We start from the raw sequence: 21904 nt of genomic DNA, 5'->3' as shown, positions 1-21904 counted from the left end.
GAGGATATCATGGCGATCGCAAAAATGAAACTCATCAACATTACGGCCGATAATGAGTATCTCAATGATGTCTTATTAAAATTTGTGGATTTGAACTATTTTCATCCGGAACCAGCCAGTAAATTTGTGGACAGTGTACATGGCTTAACAACATTGAGCGAGGAAAATCCTATCGCAGAAGTATTATCTCATGTACAAGAAATCGTCAACGAGATGCAATTGAATTTGCCGCAGCTGAGTATGAAAAGCCGTGACTATGATCTGGATAAGATGACTTCTTATGTAGATGGCATTTATCAGCGTTATCAGGATGGCGCACAGATTCGAGATGATCTGTTACACGTTATTCAGGAAAATAAGGACGCCTTAGTTCAGGTCAGAAATATTGAAAGTATTGATTTAAATTTGGATGATTTATTCGAGTGTGAGTATATAAAAATTCGCTTTGGCCGTTTGCCAATCGATAGTGTGGAAAAATTACAGTACTATCGTAACCGTCCATTTGTCTTTAAATCCTTCAATACAGATGACACCTATAGCTGGTGTTTATATATTACGACATCAAAATATGAAGGAGATGTCGATAACATTTTCTCTTCCTTATACTTCGAGCGTATCCGTATTCCGGAATTTGTTCATGGAACACCGGAACGAGCGAAGGAATCTTTGCAAGAGGAAATAGACAATGATTATAAACAGTTACAGCACGTAGAAGAAGTGCTGGCAAACTTAAAAAAGGAATGCAGTGAAAATATTGCTAAAATCGTAAGCGAATTAGCTTTTTTGAATCATACCTTTGAAGCACGTAAATATGTCGTTGGATTAGGAGAACGTTTCTCCATAACAGGTTTTATTGCAGAAGATGATGTACCAAAACTGAAAGCATCATTCTCAGAATTGAAGGAGGTGGAAATCGAAGTCAGACCTGCCCATAGCGACAAGCGACTCTCGCCTCCGACCAAATTAAAGAATGGGTGGTTTGCCAGGCCGTTCTCGATGTTTATAGAAATGTATGGCACGCCGGAGTATGAAGGCTTTGACCCAACACCAATCGTCGCTATTACCTATTCATTATTATTTGGTATGATGTTTGGAGATGTCGGTCAGGGACTTTGTGTTATCCTTGTTGGATGGTGGATGTATAAATATAAAAAGATGCAGTTAGGAGATGTCATGATTCGTATCGGTATCTTTTCTACCATCTTTGGCTTCGTCTTTGGTTCCGTCTTCGGTAATGAAACCATGTTGAACCCTCTCTATCATGCAATCTTAGGACTTACTGAGAAGCCTATAGAAGTTATGTCAAGTGAATTCATTTTGCCTTTATTGATCGTAGCGGTTGGCATTGGAGCTTTCTTGAATATGTTCTCAATCGTTTTAAATATCATTACGCATGCCAAAGATGATAATAAAGGGGAATGCCTGTTTTCTCAAAACGGAGTGGCAGGGCTTGTCTTCTATGGTGCTTTAGTAATTGGTGCCGGCTTTACAGCTGTTGGTATCAGCGTATTTTCACCACTGTATATCCTGCTGCTGATCGTTGTGCCACTTCTATTAATCTTTTTAAAAGAACCACTCATGCGCAAACTGGATGGTAAAAGCATGTTCCCGGAAAGCTTTGGGGCTTTCTTTATGGAAGGATTCTTTGAATTGTTTGAAATTTGTTTATCTTATATTACCAATACCATTTCCTATTTACGTGTTGGTGGATTCGTCTTATCCCACGCGGGCATGATGATGGCAGTTACCATGATCATGGAAATGGCTGGCGGTATCGGCGGATTAGCTGTTGGTATTTTTGGGAATATTCTAGTTATGTGTTTGGAAGGACTGATTGTCGGTATCCAGGTACTGCGATTAGAATTTTATGAAATGTTCTCCCGTTACTTTACGGGAAATGGAATCGTGTTTAAAACACTGAACGATTAGGAGGAAATTTATTATGTTAAACGCATTTGAATTATTGTTGCCACTGATTTTGATCGTATTGATCTCTTTACCTTTGGTGAATGTATTTCGTGGAAAAAAGAGCGCATCAGTGGCCAAACGCCGCATGATTACGCATGTATGTTTCTTCTTTGCCATTCTGCTTGGAACAGTATTCTTTGCTGCTTCTAAGGCATATGCTGCGACACAGGATGATATTGCATTGAAGATGGCTGGCTCCATCGGTCAGGGTCTGGGCTTTATGGCAGCTGCTTTATCTACCGGACTTTCAGCATTAGGGGCTGGTATCGCCGTAGCTGCTGCAGCACCAGCTGCCATTGGTGCTTTCTCAGAAAATGAAAAGAACTTTGGTAAATCAATGATCTTTGTTGCCATGGGTGAAGGTGTTGCTATCTATGGTTTGTTGATTTCTATTATTATGATCTTCATGAAATTATAAATCTTGATGAAATTATAAATCATGATGAAATTCTAAATCTTGATAAATTATAAATCTTGATAAATTATAAATCTTGATGAAGTTCTAAATCATAATGAAGTTCTAAATCATAATGAAGTTCTAAATCATAATGAAGTTCTAAATCATAATGAAGTTCTAAATCATGGTGAAATTCTATACATGAAGAAATTCTAAATCATGATGATATTCTAAACTTATTTATACTGCCTTCACAATGCCTTTTCATATATAAAAGGAAGATGATTTCATCTTGTACCATATAGGATGAGACTACTTGTATTGTTGATGTAGGTCGTATAGAAAGTAATAAACAGCTGTAAGGAAAGGAGCTTTCCTATGAAATTTTACTTGCTCAGTGATAATATTGATACACAGATGGGATTGCGTCTGGCTGGTATTGAGGGTGTTGTTGTACATGAGCGCCATGAGGTGCTACAGGCTTTGGAAACAGCCATGCATATGGAAGATGTGGCCATTGTTTTAATGACAACCAAACTGATTCAGACATGTCCCGAAGTAATCTCTGAGTTGAAACTAAAACAAAAGAAACCGCTGATTGTTGAGATACCGGATCGTCATGGCTCCGCCAAAATTGGCGAAACAATTGATGGCTATGTATCCGAGGCAATCGGTGTGAAACTATGAGGTGTTGAGTGATGCTTGATGAAAAAATGAAACTGGAAGAATATTTTAAAGAAGAGATACAACGAGTCAGCGACATCCAGATCAGCGGTATTGAACGTGAAATCGAACAAATTCGCAAAAAGACAATCGCCTCTTTGGAACAAAGTGCCCAAACTGAGGCCGGTATGCTGAGAGAAACAGAATTGCGTGAAAAGCAAAGTGAGCATGCCATTGCTTTAAGCCGTTTGCATGAAGATACTAACCGTAAGCTGATGGCAAAGCGTAAAGAGCTGAATGAGGCTGTTTTTGATGAGGTAAAACAACGTATGCTTGCTTATTGTGAAAGTGAAGCATATAAAACAATGCTGTTGGATAAGCTTGATAAACTGGCAGAACATGCACAGGAGCATGCGGTTTTGCATATGGCGAAAAAAGATGAACGTTATCTGAAAATGTTATGTGAACGATATGGTCATGGGTGTGTCGGTGAAGTGGATGCCAGTATCAGCATTGGTGGATTCTTGCTTGCTTGTGAAGATAGCGGCATTGTCATTGATGAAACATTTGATACGGCAATTGAGGAACAACGCAGCTGGTTCTATACAAATTCAGGATTATTTATAAAATAACATGTGAATGTAAATTTCGCATGATCGAGGTGATAATGTGAGTGAAAATGTAATCTATTCCATCAACGGGCCAGTTGTAAAGGTGAAAGATTCAACCGATTTCTCTATGATGGAGAAGGTGTTCGTCGGTCATCAGCGTCTGATGGGAGAAGTAATATCCATCAGCCGTGAGGCTACGGTCATTCAGGTATATGAATCAACGACTGGATTGAAACCAGGAGAGCCGGTAGAACCTACCGGAAGTCCGATTTCAGTAACACTGGGACCGGGAATTTTAAGAAATATCTTTGATGGAATTGAACGTCCATTAAAGGAAATTGCCAAACAATCGGGTGCCTTTATCGCAACCGGAAGTGATGTGGCTAGCTTAGATGAAGAAGTTTTGTGGGATGTTACCATGAAGGTAAAGGTCGGTGATCATGTCATAGGCGGACAGATTTTTGCGACGGTGCCAGAAACGCCATTGATCGAACATCGCTGTATGATTCCGCCAACACTGGAAGGTGAGGTTATTGAAACAGTTTCGAATGGTCAATATAACATTTTGACATGTATTGCCAAAGTGGCAGATGCACAAGGAGAGGTACATGAGCTGACCTTATGTCAGAAATGGCCTATCAAAACGGCACGTCCAGTGAAACGACGTTTGCCAATCAGCGTACCGTTGATTACCGGTCAACGTATTTTTGATACCCTATTTCCAATCGCCAAAGGAGGAACAGCCGCAATTCCAGGCGGTTTCGGTACCGGAAAAACGATGACACAGCATCAATTGGCAAAATGGTGTGATGCGGATATCATTGTGTATGTCGGCTGTGGAGAACGTGGTAATGAGATGACGCAGGTTTTAGAGGAATTCTCGGAACTGATTGATCCAAAATCTAATCGTCCGCTGACCGATCGTACCGTCTTGATTGCCAATACGTCTAATATGCCAGTCGCTGCACGTGAAGCTAGCATTTATACGGGTTTGACTTTGGCAGAATATTATCGTGATATGGGATATCATGTTGCTATTATGGCCGACTCTACTTCACGATGGGCAGAGGCATTGCGTGAAATCAGTGGACGTTTGGAAGAAATGCCGGCTGAAGAAGGTTTCCCAGCTTATCTGCCATCTCGTATTTCGCAGTTCTATGAACGTGCGGGCTATATGGAAACTTTGAATGATGCGACCGGTAGTGTGTCTATCATTGGGGCAGTATCTCCTCAGGGTAATGACTTTAGTGAACCGGTAACCCAGAATACCAAGCGATTTGTTCGTTGTTTCTGGGCTTTGGATAAATCTTTAGCATATGCGCGTCACTATTTTGCTATTAACTGGAATGAAAGCTATTCTGAATATGTAACAGATTTGTCACGCTGGTACAATAAAAATGTTGATCCGCGTTTCTTACGTGACCGTCAGGAAATCATGTCGTTATTAGCAGAGGAAACAAAATTAATGGAAATCGTTAAGCTGATTGGTAGCGATGTTTTACCAGAAGATCAAAAACTGGTAATTGAAATCTGTAAGGTTATTCGAGTTGGCTATCTACAACAGAATGCCTTTCATCAAGATGATACGTATGTGCCTTTAGAAAAACAGTTAAAGATGATGGATACAATCTTGTATTTATATCGTCGTTGTAAAGAGGTAATTACGACCGGTAAACCACTGCGTCTGGTAATGCAGCTTGGTTTATTTGATAAAGTTACAAAGATGAAATATGATGTGCCGAATGACAATATAGCATTGTTGGATGAGTATCCGACGATGATTGATTCTGCCATCAGCACCATAGCGTGAAGGAGGTAAATGTACAATGAGTCTACAATATGTAGGATTGCATGAAGTCAATGGACCTCTGATTTTTCTGGATCATGTGTTAGATGCCAGCTATGAGGAAATGGTAGAAATCAAGTGCAGTGATGGAACAACGCGTTTAGGTAAGGTCGTTCAGCTTGAGGGCGACAAGGCAGCAATTCAGGTATTTGAAGGTACAAATGGTTTATCACTAAAAAATACACGAACGAAATTCACAGGGCGGCCAATGGAACTAGCCTTATCAAAAGAAATACTTGGCCGAACGTTCAATGGTAGTGGACAGCCAATTGATGGCTTGGGTGAAATTTATGCGGAAAAGAGTATGGATATCAATGGACAGCCATTGAATCCAGTATCTCGAGTATATCCGCGAAATTATATAAATACCGGTATCAGCAGTATTGATGCCTTGATGACCTTGATTCGTGGGCAAAAACTGCCAATCTTCTCCGGCTCCGGTATGCCACATAACGAATTGGCAGTACAACTTGTAAAACAAGCAAAGATATCAGATGGAGATGGTAAAAATTTCTGTATCGTGTTTGCGGCCATGGGGGTAAAAAATGATGTGGCAGATTACTTTAAGCGTTCGTTTGAAGAGGCTGGTGTCATGGAAAAGGTTGTCATGTTTGTCAATCTAGCAAACGACCCAATCATAGAACGTACGTTAACACCACGTTGCGCGTTAACTGCCGCAGAGTATTTGGCGTATGAGCATGACATGCAGGTATTGGTTATCTTAACGGATATCACATCGTATTGTGAGGCACTGCGTGAGTTCTCTAGCAGTAAGGGTGAAATCCCAGGACGGAAAGGTTATCCGGGTTATCTGTATTCTGACTTGGCTTCCTTATATGAAAGAGCAGGAATCATTAAGGATGCAAAAGGTTCTGTGACACAGATTCCTATTCTGACGATGCCCAATGATGATATTACGCATCCAATTCCCGATTTGACTGGTTATATTACAGAAGGGCAAATCGTGTTAGATCGTAATCTGAATCAAATGGGAGTATATCCACCAGTAGGTGTCTTACCGTCTTTAAGCCGTTTGATGAAGGATGGCATAGGTGAGGGTTATACGCGTAAAGATCATTCTGATGTATCAAATCAGTTGTTTGCAGCATATGCCAAGGTACAGGATGCGCGTAGTCTGGCATCCGTTATCGGTGAGGATGAGTTAAGTGATGCAGATAAACAGTATATGGTATTTGGAAATCTATTTGAACAGTATTTCTTGAATCAAGGTTTTGAGGATAATCGAAGTATTGAAACAACCTTGGATTTAGGTTGGGATCTGATTTCTGTCTTACCTAAAGCGGAACTAGATCGTGTAGATAACGAGGTGTTGGAGAAGTTTTATGATCACAAACGTGCTGTGAAACGTTTCAACATCAAAGAGGAACCAATTATCCGTGAACTGGCGAATGAGGGTGAGTAGTCATGGCAAATAAACAGGTATTTCCTACGAAGGGAAATCTGATTGCGACGAAAAAGTCGAATGCGCTGGCTCATATGGGATATGAGCTTATGGATCGTAAACGGAATATTTTAACGCGTGAAATGATGGGTTTACTGGATGATGTCAAAATGTTACGTGATGAAATAACTGAGACTTATCAACGTGCATATGCGGCTTTACAGCAAGCGAATATGACGTTGGGTGTTATCAGTGATCTGGTTGAAGCAGTTCCTATCGATAATGGTATACATGTGAGTTATCGCAGTGTCATGGGTGTTGAAATTCCTAAGATTTCTTATGATAAGCCGGATTATACTTTGAGTTATGGTTTAGAACATGCGAATTCTAAATTGGATTATGCGTATCGCTGCTTTTATCGTGTGAAGGAGCTGACCGTTGTTTTGGCGGAGGTTGAGAATAGTGTTTATCGCTTGGCAAATGCTATTCGCAAGGCGCAAAAGCGAGCAAATGCGTTGAAGAATATCGTGATACCGGATTTTGAAGGAAATATTAAATTCATTAGTGATGCGTTAGAGGAAAAAGAGCGCGAAGAGTTTTCTCGACAGAAGGTTATTAAAGCAACGAAAGATAAAAAAAGTAGTCAGGAACGGCCTTTGTAGCTGTTCCTGATGATGTTAAAATGCTTTAAATAAAGGGTTTTAAAAGAGCCGTAAAAAGATTCAAAAAAGTTTTTAAAAAATTGAAAAAAACACTTGCATAAGTAGGAATTATTTGTTATTATATTAGGGCACTGATGAAGTGCAAAAGAAAAAATGGTTTCATAAATGCGCCCATAGCTCAACTGGATAGAGCGTTTGACTACGGATCAAAAGGTTGCGGGTTCGATTCCTACTGGGCGCGCCATTTATATCGGGATGTAGCACAGCTTGGTAGTGCACTTGATTTGGGATCAAGGGGTCGCAGGTTCAAATCCTGTCATCCCGACCATTATTTGGCTGGGTAGCTTAGTTGGCTAGAGCATCCGGTTCATACCCGGAAGGTCGCGAGTTCGAGTCTCGCCCCCGCCACCAATTTGGCTAAATGGACCCTTAGCTCAGTTGGTTAGAGCAGCCGGCTCATAACCGGTCGGTCGTAGGTTCGAGTCCTACAGGGTCCACCAAAATAAAACTATATTTTGGAGGAATACCCAAGTGGTTGAAGGGTCCGGTCTTGAAAACCGGTAGGTCGGGAAACTGGCGCCTGGGTTCGAATCCCAGTTCCTCCGCCATTACGTTATTCAAATATGTGAAAACCGAATCGCTCATTAAACATCGCGGGGTAGAGCAGCCTGGTAGCTCGTCGGGCTCATAACCCGGAGGTCGTTGGTTCAAATCCTTCCCCCGCAACCAAATGGTCCCGTAGCTCAGTCGGTAGAGCAACGGACTGAAAATCCGTGTGTCGTTGGTTCAATTCCGACCGGGACCACCATTTGAATAACTGGCCGTCTCTAGATGAGGCGGTTTTTTTTGTGTGGAATTGAACATTCGGATATGTCCGTTGCTTACATTCCTCATTAACGTCTATTCGAAAAAGTGGCGGGGGAAGGATGCAACATGCACGTGAGGGCTGCTCTGCCTGTACAATGGCGGAGAAATAAACCTACCGGTTTTCCAATCATGAACATGTTACTTGGGTATGACGTGGCGGGGGCTATTTTCATAACGTTCCCGCGACCTTGCTTACCCGTATGGATGACAGGATGAACGCAATTTTATGCTCAATTGATCTCGTCAAGTGCACTTCGTTCCTAACAGGGTAGTCAAACGCACATCCATAATCGTACACACCTTATTGTATTTCAAAATAGGCGTTACTACGACACGCATAAAAAAAACGATTAAAAGAAAACTTTTTTTCTGATTTATCAGTTAACTATATGAGGAGGCTGCTATGAAAGAACATACAATCATAGAACACATACGACATGGCGATGTGAATGCACTCGATACGTTGATCCGTCAATATTATCCACAGATATATTCCTATGTCTATGCACGTGTCAAACATCGTGATATTGCAGCAGATATTACACAAGAAGTCTTTATCCGTTTCACACAACATATTGACTCCTACACCTTTCAAGGAAAAACCAAACAATATTTACTAAGAATTGCCATCAATCAGTGCAATAGTTGGTATGCGAAATACAAAGAAATAGCATTGCCGGATGATTTGGAAATTGCTGATGAAAAAACAGAAGATACATACGATCGACAACGATTGATTTTTTATCTTAACAAATTGCCGGATGAACAAAAAGATGTATTATTGTTAAAATACTTTGAACAATTAAAAAGTAAAGAGATTGCAACATTACTAAACATTAGTGAATCTACGGTAAAAACGCGTGTTCGTTTGGGCTTAAAAAAACTTAAAACGTATATGAAAAAGGAGGAATGGCTATGAGAATACATTGGAAAGAATTGCGGCAATATGATGAAAAGGCAATGGAAAAAACGATAGCGCAATGCCAAACACTAATGAAACACAAAGAAAATTGGTTCGTCAGTAAAAAAACAGCCTATCGTCAATTTGCGAAATTAGAAATTAAACGTATAAGTGTAGTATATGGCTTCTTTTTACTCTGTTTACTATATTTTTTACTTTTTTCAGAACAAATGAAAATCGGAATCGTGTTGCTGTATTATCTGTTACTAGGGTCCTATTTTCTCTATCAATTATATGAATTTAAAAATAATGATATGGAAGAATTAATGCAGGCACTTCCAATTCATGAAGGTAAACGCTTTATCTTGCATATGTGTACGTTTCTTATTATACACCTCATTAGTTTTCTAAGCTTTTCAATAGTTGGCTATCTACGTATGGACATCTCCATGTTAGAAATCATGCAATTAGCCTTAATACCTTTATTCCTGGCACATGGTTGTATGTTGTTTTTCTTAAACAGAATCAAACGACTTTATACAGCTTTCATCAGCTATATAATATTATTTTTGTTCTTTAGCAATTTCTTTCATCCAATCTTGATTAACAGTAGTGCACTGCAGTTAGGTTGGATCCAAACACTTATTGTGTCATTGTTCTCTACCGTATTATTTCTGATTGCCGCATATCGATATGGCTTAAAATTACAAAGGAGGATTCATTATGGAGCTTAAGACACATCATCTCAGCAAATTTTATACAAAAGAAAAGGCAGCGGTTGCCGATGTGAATCTTGTTTTGCAAGAAGGTATTCATGCTTTATTAGGAGCAAATGGAAGCGGGAAGACAACACTTATGCGGATGTTGTGTGGTATTTTAAAACCAAGTGAAGGTATAGTTACCTTTAATGCTAAAAATATTATGGAAAATTATGAAGAATACATTCTTCATTTGGGCTATTTACCGCAAAATGCAGGATTTTATATGAATTTCACAGTAATTGAATTTCTCCAATATATTGCCGTATTAAAGTGTCTGGAAGCTGATTATGCAAAACGGAAAATTGATGAGCTATTGGAGTTATTACATCTAAAAGAACAGTCCAAAAAGAAATTGCGTCAATTATCTGGTGGTATGCTACAGCGTGTCGGTATTGCACAGAGCCTGTTAAACCATCCTAAGCTATTGATATTGGATGAGCCAAGCAGTGGCTTAGATCCTAAAGAGCGTATTGCCTTGCGGCAGCTATTATCGCGTTTAGCAAAAGATACTATTGTGATTCTTTCAACTCATATCGTCAGTGACATAGAAAATATAGCAGATGATATTTTGCTAATGAAAGAAGGGCATATTCTCTTCCAAAAGACAGTAACAGATACATTGCAAGAATTAAAAGGACACGTTTATGAATTATTAACAGCAGAAAATGAGCGAGAAATTATTGAAAAAAATTACACAGTAGTGAATTGTAAAAGAGTAAGTGAAGGTATCCTGTTTCGTTTGTTAAGTGACGATATGAAAGATAAGCGCTCAATTGTTGTAGAACCAACATTAGATGATGTATATTTATCTTATTTTCATGAGGAGGCTGAATATGTGGAAACTAATTTGTTATGAATGGAAAAAGTTAGCGAAAAGCCGTTCCAATTTATTGCTGTTCGTGGTGTTGTTAGCGGCCTGTGCTTACCAGATTAAAACGAATGTAACAACGGATATAAAAGACTATTATTTCGTATCCGATGAACATCTCGATGTGGTGAAAGAACAACAAAACTTTGCGAACAAAAGCTTTGAAGAGTTACAGAAACAGATGGGCGCCATCCATTACAATGAGATTGATCAAGAGCATTATAATTCTAGTCGTTCTTTGGATGAAAATTATATGAAGGTAACGTATGGTACACACTGGAAAGAACTTGTAAAGGCATATGAAGAGCACACTTTGACGCAAGAAATGTTGAATGATTGGAACGTTATGAGTCAAGATGATACCCAGCAACAGTCGATTGTAAGACTGGAAGATTTTACGATACATTATCTTTATACTGATGAAAGAGAGGTATCCGATCTTAAGGCAATGTTTCCAGATACGGTGATATTAACGAACCGTCAAGATTATCTTTATACCAAAGAAAAAGCTGAGCAAGGTTCCACACAGTGTTTTTTGAAAGAGTGTAATGGTTTTAATGCGATGTACTACGATACGTTAAATACCCGCTTTCTGAATGCGTCAAAGACCTATCATCCCACCATCCTAGCTAATAAATATTTTGATGAAATCATGCGAGTGAATTTTCTTGTTCTATTGCTCATCAGTATTTTGTTAGGCAATATTTACAGCAAAGAATCAAGTGAACAAACAATGATATATCTTTGTACAAGCAAGGCTGGATGGAAAAAAGTATCTATCGCTAAACTCATTGTCGCTTTGACTATTGGCGTATTGATTCCTATGCTGATACCAATTATCTCCAGTTTGGTTAATTATCTACGGTATGGTGGTTTTGACTTACAGATGTTTTATTATGGCATCGGTGATGTATCTGCCAATAGCATCGTACCTTATATTTTTACGAATGGGGAACTTTTAATAATCGTGTGTTTTGCATTGTTGGTTGGCTATACAGCATTGACATTAACATGTTTAACAATATCACGTTATGTAAAAAATACGTATATTGCAGGGGTCAGTGTTTTAATGCTGACGATATTACCCATCTATAATATCTTTACGTTGCAAAGTACCAATCTCAATGTCTGGTTTCCATCCTATCTGTTAATGCGGATATTTGATAATTTGGGGTATACATCACAATTGTTTTTCCAATTTGGCAGTATAACGATTTTACGATTATGGCTATATGTATTGGTTTGGTTTCTTGGCTGTGGTATATGTTTATTACTTATTCATCAGAAAAATAAGAAACATCTTATATAATTTCTCATTGATTGGTAATCTAATAACCTTATGATGTTAATGTCATGAGGTTTTTTTACAAGATAACCTACAGAGATATGAAACAATAGTTATGAAATTAAGATAATCTTTGGGAATTGCGACGCTATATAAAAAGGAGAAACAATTCATACGTTATCCATAACGTTAGTGATCTTTATTTTCCATAACACATATCAAGTGAAATAATGGTTGACACAACTGGCAGATCAATGTATTATTGTATTAGATGATTAATACAATAATACATCTAGTAAGAAACAAGGAGGGAATAAAAGTGTTTTGGAAATTATGTAAACATGAATTGAAATGTTCATATCGAGGTTTTCTTATTTTATATGCAATCACATTATTATTGGCGGTGATGATCAATCCAAGTATAGATTCAATGTTTGTGGTAACATTAACATTGATTTATGGATTGCTGCTATGTGTTATCCTAATCATGTCGATGTATGTCATCATTAAAAATTATCATACATCCATGTTTGCCAAACCGGCATATTTAACCCATACACTACCGGTATCTACGACAAAGCTGTTAATTGTAAAAATTTTGGTAGGGCTTATTTGGTTTGCACTATCCTATGGTGTTATCCTTGCCTCCATTATTGTCATTGGTTTATCTGTCGACAATTTCGATCTACAGCTCCTTTTTAAGGCATTTTCGCATATCCATATTTCATGGGGAGCAATCTTATATGCGGTATACACTGTGCTAGGTGTTGTGGAAAGTATTACCTTATTATATCTTGTAATTGATATTACTCATACGACACATATCCAACGTTTCCGTGTCCCTATTGCTATTGTGCTGTTTTTAATTATTTCTTGGGTATCATCGGAGATTATGAACATGTTCATCAATCCCGGACAAGGTTCTTTATTACAAATGGTCACAAGCAATGCAATGATAGGACAAAATATAAATACGACATTGTTAACAGATATGACGAAATTACTCATTTTATGTGGCTGGGAATTATTGTTAGTTTGTTTGTATTTCTTCTCAGGTAAGTATTTGATAGATCATAAAATAGAGGTAGAATGATGAAGGATCTTAAGGAAAAAGTACTTATTATTGCGTTGATTCTGCTATTTTCCTTTTGGTATTTGTATACCGGATATCTGGTCTTTGATTATTTTACGATCGGATGGCCATTTTATCTGATTGGTATCCTCATTTTGCTGATTATTATAGCAGCATGTCTGCATACAGTAAAACGTATGAAAAATGGTGAGTACTAAAAAGGAGTGATCTTGATGGACTTTGATACAAATCTACCAATTTATTTACAAATTATGACCGAAATAAAACGATTGATCATAACAGGAACTTATAAACCATCACAAAAAATTCCTTCTGTACGTGAATTGGCAATTGATTATGGTGTAAATCCAAATACGGTACAAAGAGCGTTAAGTGAACTTGAACGCGAAGGACTCGTGGCAAGCGAACGAACGAGTGGGCGTTTTATATGTGATGATATTGAACGTATACAAAAATTAAGAGTAACAATGATGAAAGAGAAAACAGATCAATTTCTAAGAGAAATACATGAATATGGATTTGATGAAGAGGAATTGATGGAAACGATAAGGGAGCGATTACAAAATGGAAAATCTTGTTGAGATTTGCGGATTAAATAAAGCATATGGTAATAAGCCGACATTACATGATATAGATATATTTTTACAGCCCGGACAGATTGTTGGTTTGTTAGGACCAAATGGCAGTGGTAAAACAACTCTGATCAAAATATTGACGGGATTGTTAAAGGATTATAGCGGTGTTGTAAAAATCAATGGAAAAGCGATTGGCACGGAAACGAAAGCAATCGTATCTTATTTACCTGATGAACCTTATTTCTCAGATTGGATGAAGGTTAAGGATGCATTATCAATTTTTATGGATATGTATGCTGATTTTGATTATGCGAAATGTCTGGAAATTATGAAAAAGTTCCAGATTGAGGAAAATGTGCGGATTAAAACGATGTCGAAAGGAACAAAAGAGAAGTTTCAACTGGCTTTGGTCATGAGCCGCAAAGCTAAGCTGATTATCTTAGATGAACCAATTGGTGGTGTTGATCCTGCGGCACGTGAAGTGATCTTAGATACGATATTGGAAAATTATTCACCTGAGCAGACCATTTTAATTGCCACACATTTGATTGCTGATATTGAACGAATTTTCAGTAATGTTATTTTCATTAAGAAAGGTAAAATTGTTTTGAATAAAGAAGTAGAAGAAATTCGTCAGGAAAGCAACAAGTCGATAGATGAATTATTCCGTGAGGAATTTCGTTATGAATAAGGCGAAAAAATAACTGTTTTAGCATAATAATGACGTATAGAATCATTCATTAGGAATGAGGATATACGTTTTTTTGTTATGTGATGGATGTAGTGGACTAGACGAAAATAGCTTAGGCTATTTAGATGGTACATTTTCATGTAGTAAATACGACAGGAACAGACTCATGCCAATCGTAAAAGATATTTCTAATAAAGTAGAAACGCCTCCATTTAATAAAAAAAGCAAACTGTCAAATACAACAAGGGTAAAATATTTAGGAAAAGCTTTCCTAAAGAAGCGATAATCTTTTTTAAATGTATCGAAAAGAAAATGAAAGAATAACAGGACATAGCCAATGGTTGACCACATAGCAAGCCGTGTATGCCATTTGGATAATTGAGGATATTGCATAGGATCATAGGGAAGACAGACAGATATGATCATGATGATACAGACAACACCTAAGCAAAACTTACCCAAAGATGATGTATAGCGTAACGCTTGCATGAGTTTCATTGTATACCAGAAAAAATAGGCGGCAGCGCTGCTTGCCCATATTATTAAATATACAGGATGATGTAATGTATTTCCAAGGTAAGATAAGTTTTCTGTTAGGGGAGCACAGTACCATAAGGTTCCCAGATTTATTATACAAATCAAAACAATGGCAATGTACTGTATGAATTGATTCCTATCCTTCATGGCAACTCTCCTTTTCTAATGTCATTATTATACACAAAAAACAAGTAGATAAAAAGAGATCATTCATTATGACATGGATGATGATTTGACCGTATTTGTTATCAGTTTTTATGAACCTAAAATAAAAAAATGAAATAAATCATTAAAAATTACGTTTTTTTGATTTTAAAACGTATATACAAGGTGAAGGGGGATAGAGCAATGAATGATAAGCTGAAAAAGATGGAAAAACGTGAAGATGGTTTTTTAGAAGTTCAGTTGAAACGTCTGGCTGATTTTGATGACTATCTGTTTCAGAAAATGCATGAGGATGCAAGCTGTTTACTTTGTATACGTGATTACCGAAGTAAAAGCCGTTTGTATTATGATCTAAAGGGACATCTCACATTACGTTCTTATTTACAGCAACATGCTTTTGAAAAGGGAGAATTTCTTGCTTTTTTGCTTTTCATTTTAGAAGATATGGTTCGTGTCAATGCCAGCAAACCCATCTGTTTAGATGTAGAATATATTTTTTTATCAGCTGATGGAAAGCATTTAAAATTTCTTGTTTTGCCATTACAAGAAGATGGTTGGTTATTTCAAAAAGAGGAAGTAAAAGCCTTTGTTAAACAGTTGTTGAGTGCGGTACATACGAATGAAGATTATGAAACAGCTGGATTATTGGTTCAAATATTAAAACAAAAAGAATTCACATTGCCTGTCTTGTTACAACAATTGCATGCATTACAGGAACAAACGATGGCAAAGTTAACTTGGTGGCAGCGCATATGGCATAAAGAGAAGGAGGCTTATTATGTAAGAGATCTACCTAATGTACAAGTTTATCCCAGTATTCTGCCGGAAATTTCCATTCAGGAAGAAAGGCTGTACTGTGGGACACAACAAAAGATGAAAGAAGAAGATACATCTGACAAAGCTTCGAATAAGGTTAAAATAAAAAAGAGGAAACGCAGACAGGGAAAGAAAGATCAAAATTCAAATAGTGATGCTATACGAGCAGCTATGGAGGATAAAGAAAAGGTAATAGAAAAGGCAGAAGATCAAAGTAACAGAAGATTGGATAAAGTGGATATTCCAAGCTTTCCAAATGAGTTTGCGCATAATCATCAAGTGAAAGAAGAAGCATATTCGACAATAGACAAGAGAGAGGACAGCTATGCGCAAACTGTGGTTTTATTTGAAGAAACAATACCTTATTTGGAAAATGTGGATAGTCATGAGCGAATTATCTTAATCAAAGAACCTTTTACGATAGGAAGAAGCCCGGATAATGATCTTTGTTTACAGGCGTTGGAAGTATCAGCGTATCATGCGGCGATGGAAAGTTCGCAAAACCTTTTAAAAGATTTGCATTCCTCTAATGGAACCTTTGTGAATGGGGAAAAGATTCATGAACAAAGGCTACAGGATGGTGATAAAATCGCTTTTGCGAATCAGTGCTTTTATTATCATAGCAAGGTTTCTTCATGAATAGGCAAGCAGCAGAGTTATTGTGTTTACATAGCTCATTTTGTTTATATACCAAAGAAAATGTTACCCAAATTGAATTACTTATAAAAGAGCGTGCCAAGTATTGGCTGTATTTAGAATCAAAAGATGAACGCATACCTGTGATGGAGGTAAGCTGGGATAGTAAGCTAGGCTGGCATTGGTATGGTAATCAACAGTTTTATGATGCGAAGCAGCTTTGTGAAGGCTTTTTGAAAAGAGCACATATTCATCAATTTTATGGACAGCCAAGTTTACGTTTATTATTACAGCAATATGATACTATGCCCCAATTTCGTTATTACGCTTTATCATATAAGCAAATTCTCATTGGTCGTGGAAAAGATTGTGAAATTCAGTATGAACAACCTTATGTATCATTTCATCATGCTTTATTGCGTTGTGAGCAAACACAATGGGTGCTTAGTGATCTGCAAAGTCGTAATGGTGTGTATGTGAATCAGCAACGTGTGAAAGAAATAAAGCTACAATGTGGCGATGTTATTCATATCATGGGGTTGCAGCTGGTATTTGGTCATGATTTTTTTATGGTGCAGATGTTAGAAGGTGTCCGCGTGCGAAATCTCTCATATTATCAATTGCCTACTGAACAAGCGTTATCTCCACAGCAATTCTGTTTAAAGGAAAGTAGTGTCCATTTTCCAAAATTTTCGATAGAGCCAATTACCATAGAACCACCGAATGACAAAGTGCCACAAAATCAGCTTCCCTTATGGCTTTCCCTAGGGCCTTCCTTAACGATGGGCATTTCATCAATTGTGATGGGGATATCAGCATGGATGCAAGCAATCATACTGAAACAATCTATATGGCAAAGTATGCCTTCTTTGGTCATGGCTGCCAGTATGGCGCTTTCAACCATATTGTGGCCAATCATAAGTCGTTCCTTTGAAAAACGACAACAACTTCAAAAACAACGACAATATGAAACCGTGTATTTGTCCTATTTAGAAAAAAAACAAAAGAGTATAGAGGATCAGGTCAGTGCTAAAATTGCTTATATGATAAAGCAAAAACAGCTTTGGTTATTAGGAAATGAAAAGCTGCAAGAGCAGGCGCATCCAATATGGTTTCTAACAAAGCAAGCGAACGGCTTTTTAGATGTCTTGTTAGGGGAAACTAGGATGAGCTTGCAAGTGCCTTTGAACTATCAACAACAAGAGTTGTCGCTGTATGAGACATCTATAACAAAAGCGTTTTCCCGTTTTATTGAGCAAGCTACGTTACAGCTTCAACAGACGATTACGCATTCTTTTGGTGAGCACCGTAGTCTAGCCATTTGGGGTGAAGAGAGTTTATGGATGAGCTTGCAATTGGTATTGCAACTATGTCTGACGCACTCACCAAAACAATTAAAACTTTTTTTAATTGGCGATGAATATCTGACACGAGCGTGGCATTTACGTTTTTTACCTCATGTTTTCTTAGATCAACAACGTTTACTTATAACTGATCGCCAGTCGGTATCCTATTTATTAAATAGCCTGCAAAAGTTACAACAACAGAATATTACATGCCTTTTGGTTTATTTTACATCTTCTAAGATGTCCTATCTTCCCATTGATGAATACATAAAGCAATATGCATTTCTACATGTTTTACAACAAGCAAAGGAAAAAACTTTTTTAGCATCGGCAATGGAAACACTTTGTTATGTGCCTCGGCGTGATTTGGCATATCTTCAGCAAGCTGGTGAAAGCATATCATTTCAGCCTTTTCCATGTGCAGATGATGTCATAAAAAATAATTTTCAAGTTATCGACAGCTATACCAAAATGTCTTGTGTAACAAGTACGAAACTGTCGTTTCTGTCTATGTATCATTGTGGGAATGTATCGCAACTAGATGTATTACATCGTTGGAAACAAAGAAAGCAAAAACGTTCTTTAGCTGTCATTGTGGGAAAAGATCAACATGGTGAAATGGTGTATTTAGACGCCCATGAAAGCCGCCATGGACCACATGGTTTGATTGCCGGCATGACGGGATCAGGAAAAAGTGAATTTTTAATGACATATATATTGTCATTATGTGTTTGTTATAGCTGCGAAGAAGTGAGTTTTGTATTGATAGATTACAAAGGTGGCATGATGGCAAACGCATTTGCCAATGTCCCACATATCGCATATTGTATGACGAATCTAGAAGAAGGGAATATGTATCGCTTTATGCAGGCGCTAGATGCGGAATTGAAATATCGTCAGCAGTTGTTTCAAGATACTAAAAGACAGCTTGATGTGGCTACGGTAGATATGGATGCTTATCAACACTATTATCGTGAAGCTCTTGTAAAAAAACCTTTGGCACATCTGTTTCTGATTGCTGATGAATTTGCTGAATTGAAAACTCAACAGCCACAATTCATGGAACAATTAAAACAAGCAGCGCGCATTGGTCGAAGTTTAGGCATTCATTTGGTATTGGCTACACAGAAGCCATATGGCATCATCGATGATCAAATATGGAGCAATGCGCGTTTTCATATATGTTTAAAGGTGCAGGATAAAAGCGATAGTATGGATATGTTAAAAAAAGAGGATGCATGTAATCTTCAACAGGCTGGTGAATTTTATATGCAGGTGGGAAATGATGAGCTATATTTGCAAGGAATAAGCAGTTGGACGCAAGCCCCGTATCATCCGGAAACAACATATCAAAAACCTTTAGCACAGGATATTTGCTTATATAACGATCAATTTGAAATCATCCATAAGCAACAGTTAAAAAAGCAGGAAGCTTCCTTGCATACCCAGCTGGATGTTATTTGTCATTATCTACAACAACAAAGTGAAGTAGCAGATGATCAGCGCCCGTTCTTTTTGCATGCTCCATTACCGTTTAAGGTACAAGAATGTTTATGTACAGAAAGTGAGCCTTGTTTGGGAATGGCGGATGATATCAGCAAGCGTCAGCAATTTCCATTTCTATTTCCTATTGTGAACATGACACATGCATTGGTTGTGGGAAAGCAAGGGAGTGGGAAAACGATATTTATTGAGAAATTCTTATGGGAATGCGCGAGAATTGCGTACAGGGAGCTATCGGCAATTTATGTTTTGGATGGTTTTGCCACCAAGTTAAAGGTTTTGCAACAATTAGATATAGTTGCGAATGTGATGTGTATGAAAGATAACGAATATGTGGAAAGTTTATTTTATCAGCTGCAACATGAAACCTTATGGCAGGATGATACAAAGCATATATTGCTTATCATTCATGGCTATGAGCAATGGAAGGAAAGCTATCCGCAACTGGATGATGTATTAACTTCCGTATTTTTAAAAACGCCTTTTGTGCATATTTTCATGAGTGTTACTGCAATCGCTTTATTACCTTATCGTCTTCTTACTTATTTCGCGCAACGTTATGTTTTGCAACTGCCGGATTCAAGTGAGTATGCCTGTTTATTAGAAGATACTTCGTTGCGGCCTATGGCACAAAAAGGCAGTGGTCTTTTTATCAGGCAACAGCGCGTGATGCTATTTCAAATTTATCCATATGCAAACAGTATACAAGAACAATTGCTGCTTGCCCAAACACAGGGACAAAGTGTATATGCTGTTCCTATCCTTCCCAAACATATATCAACGCAATACCGTAGTGATGCTTTGTTTTTAGGAAAAGATATAGAAAGTAAAGAAGATTGTTGGTTAATGCTCGATTCATGTTCCTATCTTTTCATATGTCAGGCTTTTCAATATGCAAATGCGTTTATCGCTTATCTTAATGAATGGAAACAACGTTTCCCAAGTTATGCCCAACACTTATCGCTGTATCAAGGTACATCTTCCTTACCGCAACAAGAAAACCAGCGCATACCAGTATTACTACAAAATCTTACAACACTTAGCGAGCTGCAATTGTTGCCATGGTATGTGCAGGCTTTGTATGAAGGGGATATTTTGTGGATTGGAAAAGGATTGCAGGAAGCAGCATCAATATTGAAACTGCCTATGGCATGTATGGATAAAGAATTACAGGAGCACGAAGCTTTATGGTATCGAAAGGGGGAAATACGATGGATACGTGTATGGGAGGACGATCAACATGGATGAAAGAATTTTGGTGGAGACGTGCCTACCAGTCGTGCAAATGCGTTTTGATGCAGGTCTGGCATCTTCTTTGACGATTCAACAGGCGATGCAGCTTTTATATGAAGCAGCGATGCAACAGGTAGAGAAAGGAGTATGGATACCAAAGCCAATCTTGTTGTATAACGCTAGCAATAACTGTGTGCTTAGAAAGGATAGCACAATAAAAGAGGCAAGGGTCCAAAGCGGTGATTGTATATATTTATTTTAGGAGGTAGTTTATCATGAGTGTAAAAATCAATGTAGATCCAGCACGACTAGAGGCAAGCGCTTCTCACATAGAACAGATGTATATGAATTATGAACGTGAATATCGTCGTTTGTTTCAAGATGTTCAAACGATGGGAAATAATTGGCAAGGAAAGGATAATCAGGCATTTGTTCAGCAAATTAATGGCTTTGTGAAAGACTTTGCCTCAATGCGAAATTTGATGAAGGAGTATGCAGAATTTTTAAAAGCATCGGCTAGGGCATATCGCAATACACAGAATGAACGTGCACAACAAGCACGGCATCTAATAAATTAGGAGGGCGTATACATGGATACTTTAACGATCACGCTGGCACAAGTTCAAGGCTGTGCCGCTGCCATCCGTACTCAAAATCAGAAATTGAATCATTGTTTGCAAGATATTAGTATGACAATGAATCAGTTGGCTGCTTATTGGCAGAGTCCGGCGTCAGAAACTTTGCGAACAAGATTTCACAGTTTACTCCCCGTTTTTGATAACTATCGAAGTGTTGTAGAATCTTATGCCCGTTTTCTCGATCAGACGGTAGATACCTATCATACACTGGAACAGCAGCTACAGGCCGGAGCAGATCAATTTCGTTAAATGAATGCATACAGCTATGCTTATGAATTACATTTGACGCAATGTGAACAACTGCTGAATCAGGTGACTGTCATTTTGCAGACAGTTGAAGATAATAATGAAAATTCGCTTTTATTGCAAGTGATTCGTTCTATGTTAAAAGAACTGCAACAGCAAAGAAGGTGGCTGCAGATATAAAAAATAGTAAAATA

Annotated in this window: 22 protein-coding genes and 7 tRNA genes; 28 read left to right on the top strand and 1 reads right to left on the bottom strand. The window is 37.9% G+C overall.

The annotated features are described in order from the left end of the window. Positions 1-9: 9 nt before the first annotated feature. From ACESSZ_RS06515 to ACESSZ_RS06410, 22 genes are all read left to right on the top strand, one after another. Positions 10-1929 carry a V-type ATP synthase subunit I gene (locus ACESSZ_RS06515; protein WP_008687670.1) on the top strand — a complete coding sequence of 640 codons (1920 nt, stop codon included), beginning with the start codon at positions 10-12 and terminating at the stop codon, positions 1927-1929. Between the two features lie 13 nt (positions 1930-1942). Continuing rightward, entirely contained in the window at positions 1943-2386 is a 444-nt protein-coding gene (locus tag ACESSZ_RS06510) for an ATP synthase subunit C (protein ID WP_008687672.1), read from the top strand. A gap of 357 nt (positions 2387-2743) precedes the next feature. After that, on the top strand, positions 2744-3052 hold the full coding sequence (locus ACESSZ_RS06505) for a V-type ATP synthase subunit F (protein ID WP_008687674.1): 309 nt from the start codon (positions 2744-2746) through the stop codon (positions 3050-3052). Positions 3053-3063: 11 nt separating this feature from the next. Next, positions 3064-3660, top strand: a complete 597-nt coding sequence (locus ACESSZ_RS06500) for a V-type ATP synthase subunit E (RefSeq protein WP_008687677.1) — start codon at positions 3064-3066, stop codon at positions 3658-3660. A 37-nt stretch (positions 3661-3697) separates the two neighbouring features. Then, positions 3698-5449, top strand: coding sequence for a V-type ATP synthase subunit A (locus ACESSZ_RS06495; protein ID WP_008687679.1), 1752 nt, complete (start codon positions 3698-3700; stop codon positions 5447-5449). Positions 5450-5465: 16 nt separating this feature from the next. Then, positions 5466-6908, top strand: a complete 1443-nt coding sequence (locus tag ACESSZ_RS06490) for a V-type ATP synthase subunit B (protein WP_008687681.1) — start codon at positions 5466-5468, stop codon at positions 6906-6908. A 2-nt stretch (positions 6909-6910) separates the two neighbouring features. Continuing rightward, positions 6911-7549, top strand: coding sequence for a V-type ATP synthase subunit D (locus tag ACESSZ_RS06485; protein WP_008687685.1), 639 nt, complete (start codon positions 6911-6913; stop codon positions 7547-7549). 167 nt (positions 7550-7716) lie between these two features. Further along, positions 7717-7793 (top strand) — tRNA-Arg (locus tag ACESSZ_RS06480). Positions 7794-7800: 7 nt separating this feature from the next. Further along, a tRNA-Pro gene (locus ACESSZ_RS06475) sits at positions 7801-7877 on the top strand. A 6-nt stretch (positions 7878-7883) separates the two neighbouring features. Next, a tRNA-Met gene (locus ACESSZ_RS06470) sits at positions 7884-7960 on the top strand. A gap of 12 nt (positions 7961-7972) precedes the next feature. Continuing rightward, a tRNA-Ile gene (locus tag ACESSZ_RS06465) sits at positions 7973-8049 on the top strand. A 17-nt stretch (positions 8050-8066) separates the two neighbouring features. Then, positions 8067-8157: transfer RNA gene (locus tag ACESSZ_RS06460), tRNA-Ser, on the top strand. Positions 8158-8201: 44 nt separating this feature from the next. Beyond that, positions 8202-8278, top strand: a tRNA-Met gene (locus ACESSZ_RS06455). Between the two features lie 3 nt (positions 8279-8281). Continuing rightward, positions 8282-8357: transfer RNA gene (locus tag ACESSZ_RS06450), tRNA-Phe, on the top strand. 462 nt (positions 8358-8819) lie between these two features. Next, positions 8820-9335, top strand: coding sequence for an RNA polymerase sigma factor (locus ACESSZ_RS06445; protein WP_008687687.1), 516 nt, complete (start codon positions 8820-8822; stop codon positions 9333-9335). After that, positions 9332-10051 (top strand): hypothetical protein, encoded by a 720-nt coding sequence (locus tag ACESSZ_RS06440; protein ID WP_008687689.1) that lies wholly within the window; start codon positions 9332-9334, stop codon positions 10049-10051. Before ACESSZ_RS06445 ends, ACESSZ_RS06440 begins: the two co-directional genes overlap by 4 nt. Beyond that, complete coding sequence (locus tag ACESSZ_RS06435) at positions 10041-10934, top strand: ATP-binding cassette domain-containing protein (RefSeq protein ID WP_008687691.1); 894 nt, start codon at positions 10041-10043, stop codon at positions 10932-10934. Before ACESSZ_RS06440 ends, ACESSZ_RS06435 begins: the two co-directional genes overlap by 11 nt. Continuing rightward, positions 10912-12255, top strand: a complete 1344-nt coding sequence (locus tag ACESSZ_RS06430; protein ID WP_008687693.1) for an ABC transporter permease — start codon at positions 10912-10914, stop codon at positions 12253-12255. The genes ACESSZ_RS06435 and ACESSZ_RS06430 overlap by 23 nt, the downstream gene beginning before the upstream one ends. Before the next feature lie 295 nt (positions 12256-12550). Next, positions 12551-13324 carry a hypothetical protein gene (locus tag ACESSZ_RS06425; protein ID WP_008687696.1) on the top strand — a complete coding sequence of 258 codons (774 nt, stop codon included), beginning with the start codon at positions 12551-12553 and terminating at the stop codon, positions 13322-13324. Continuing rightward, positions 13324-13521, top strand: coding sequence for a hypothetical protein (locus ACESSZ_RS06420; protein ID WP_008687699.1), 198 nt, complete (start codon positions 13324-13326; stop codon positions 13519-13521). Before ACESSZ_RS06425 ends, ACESSZ_RS06420 begins: the two co-directional genes overlap by 1 nt. Positions 13522-13536: 15 nt before the next feature. Next, on the top strand, positions 13537-13905 hold the full coding sequence (locus ACESSZ_RS06415; protein ID WP_008687700.1) for a GntR family transcriptional regulator: 369 nt from the start codon (positions 13537-13539) through the stop codon (positions 13903-13905). Then, on the top strand, positions 13889-14590 hold the full coding sequence (locus ACESSZ_RS06410) for an ABC transporter ATP-binding protein (RefSeq protein WP_008687702.1): 702 nt from the start codon (positions 13889-13891) through the stop codon (positions 14588-14590). The genes ACESSZ_RS06415 and ACESSZ_RS06410 overlap by 17 nt, the downstream gene beginning before the upstream one ends. Before the next feature lie 117 nt (positions 14591-14707). On the opposite strand, the gene ACESSZ_RS06405 is transcribed toward ACESSZ_RS06410, so the two are convergent. Next, positions 14708-15274, bottom strand: coding sequence for a hypothetical protein (locus tag ACESSZ_RS06405; RefSeq protein ID WP_008687703.1), 567 nt, complete (start codon positions 15272-15274; stop codon positions 14708-14710). 201 nt (positions 15275-15475) lie between these two features. On the opposite strand from ACESSZ_RS06405, the gene ACESSZ_RS06400 reads away from it, so the two are divergent. From ACESSZ_RS06400 to ACESSZ_RS06375, 6 genes are read left to right on the top strand one after another with little or no spacing between them, the layout of a single operon-like run. Next, positions 15476-16747, top strand: a complete 1272-nt coding sequence (locus ACESSZ_RS06400) for an FHA domain-containing protein (protein WP_008687706.1) — start codon at positions 15476-15478, stop codon at positions 16745-16747. Continuing rightward, a complete protein-coding gene (locus ACESSZ_RS06395; protein WP_008687708.1) occupies positions 16744-20841 on the top strand; it encodes a type VII secretion EssC family protein in 4098 nt (1365 codons plus the stop codon). Before ACESSZ_RS06400 ends, ACESSZ_RS06395 begins: the two co-directional genes overlap by 4 nt. After that, positions 20834-21088, top strand: coding sequence for a hypothetical protein (locus ACESSZ_RS06390; protein ID WP_008687711.1), 255 nt, complete (start codon positions 20834-20836; stop codon positions 21086-21088). Before ACESSZ_RS06395 ends, ACESSZ_RS06390 begins: the two co-directional genes overlap by 8 nt. Positions 21089-21101: 13 nt before the next feature. Further along, positions 21102-21404, top strand: a complete 303-nt coding sequence (locus ACESSZ_RS06385; protein WP_008687713.1) for a WXG100 family type VII secretion target — start codon at positions 21102-21104, stop codon at positions 21402-21404. Positions 21405-21416: 12 nt separating this feature from the next. Next, on the top strand, positions 21417-21713 hold the full coding sequence (locus tag ACESSZ_RS06380; RefSeq protein WP_008687718.1) for a pore-forming ESAT-6 family protein: 297 nt from the start codon (positions 21417-21419) through the stop codon (positions 21711-21713). Next, positions 21714-21890, top strand: coding sequence for a hypothetical protein (locus tag ACESSZ_RS06375; protein ID WP_008978628.1), 177 nt, complete (start codon positions 21714-21716; stop codon positions 21888-21890). It abuts the gene before it with no gap. Positions 21891-21904: the final 14 nt, after the last annotated feature.

Source organism: Eubacterium sp. 3_1_31, from assembly GCF_964249515.1.
Classification (GTDB): domain Bacteria; phylum Bacillota_I; class Bacilli_A; order Erysipelotrichales; family Erysipelotrichaceae; genus Longicatena; species Longicatena caecimuris.
The sequence above is the reverse complement of the archived record's forward strand: the minus strand, read 5'-3'. Positions and strand labels throughout refer to the sequence as shown.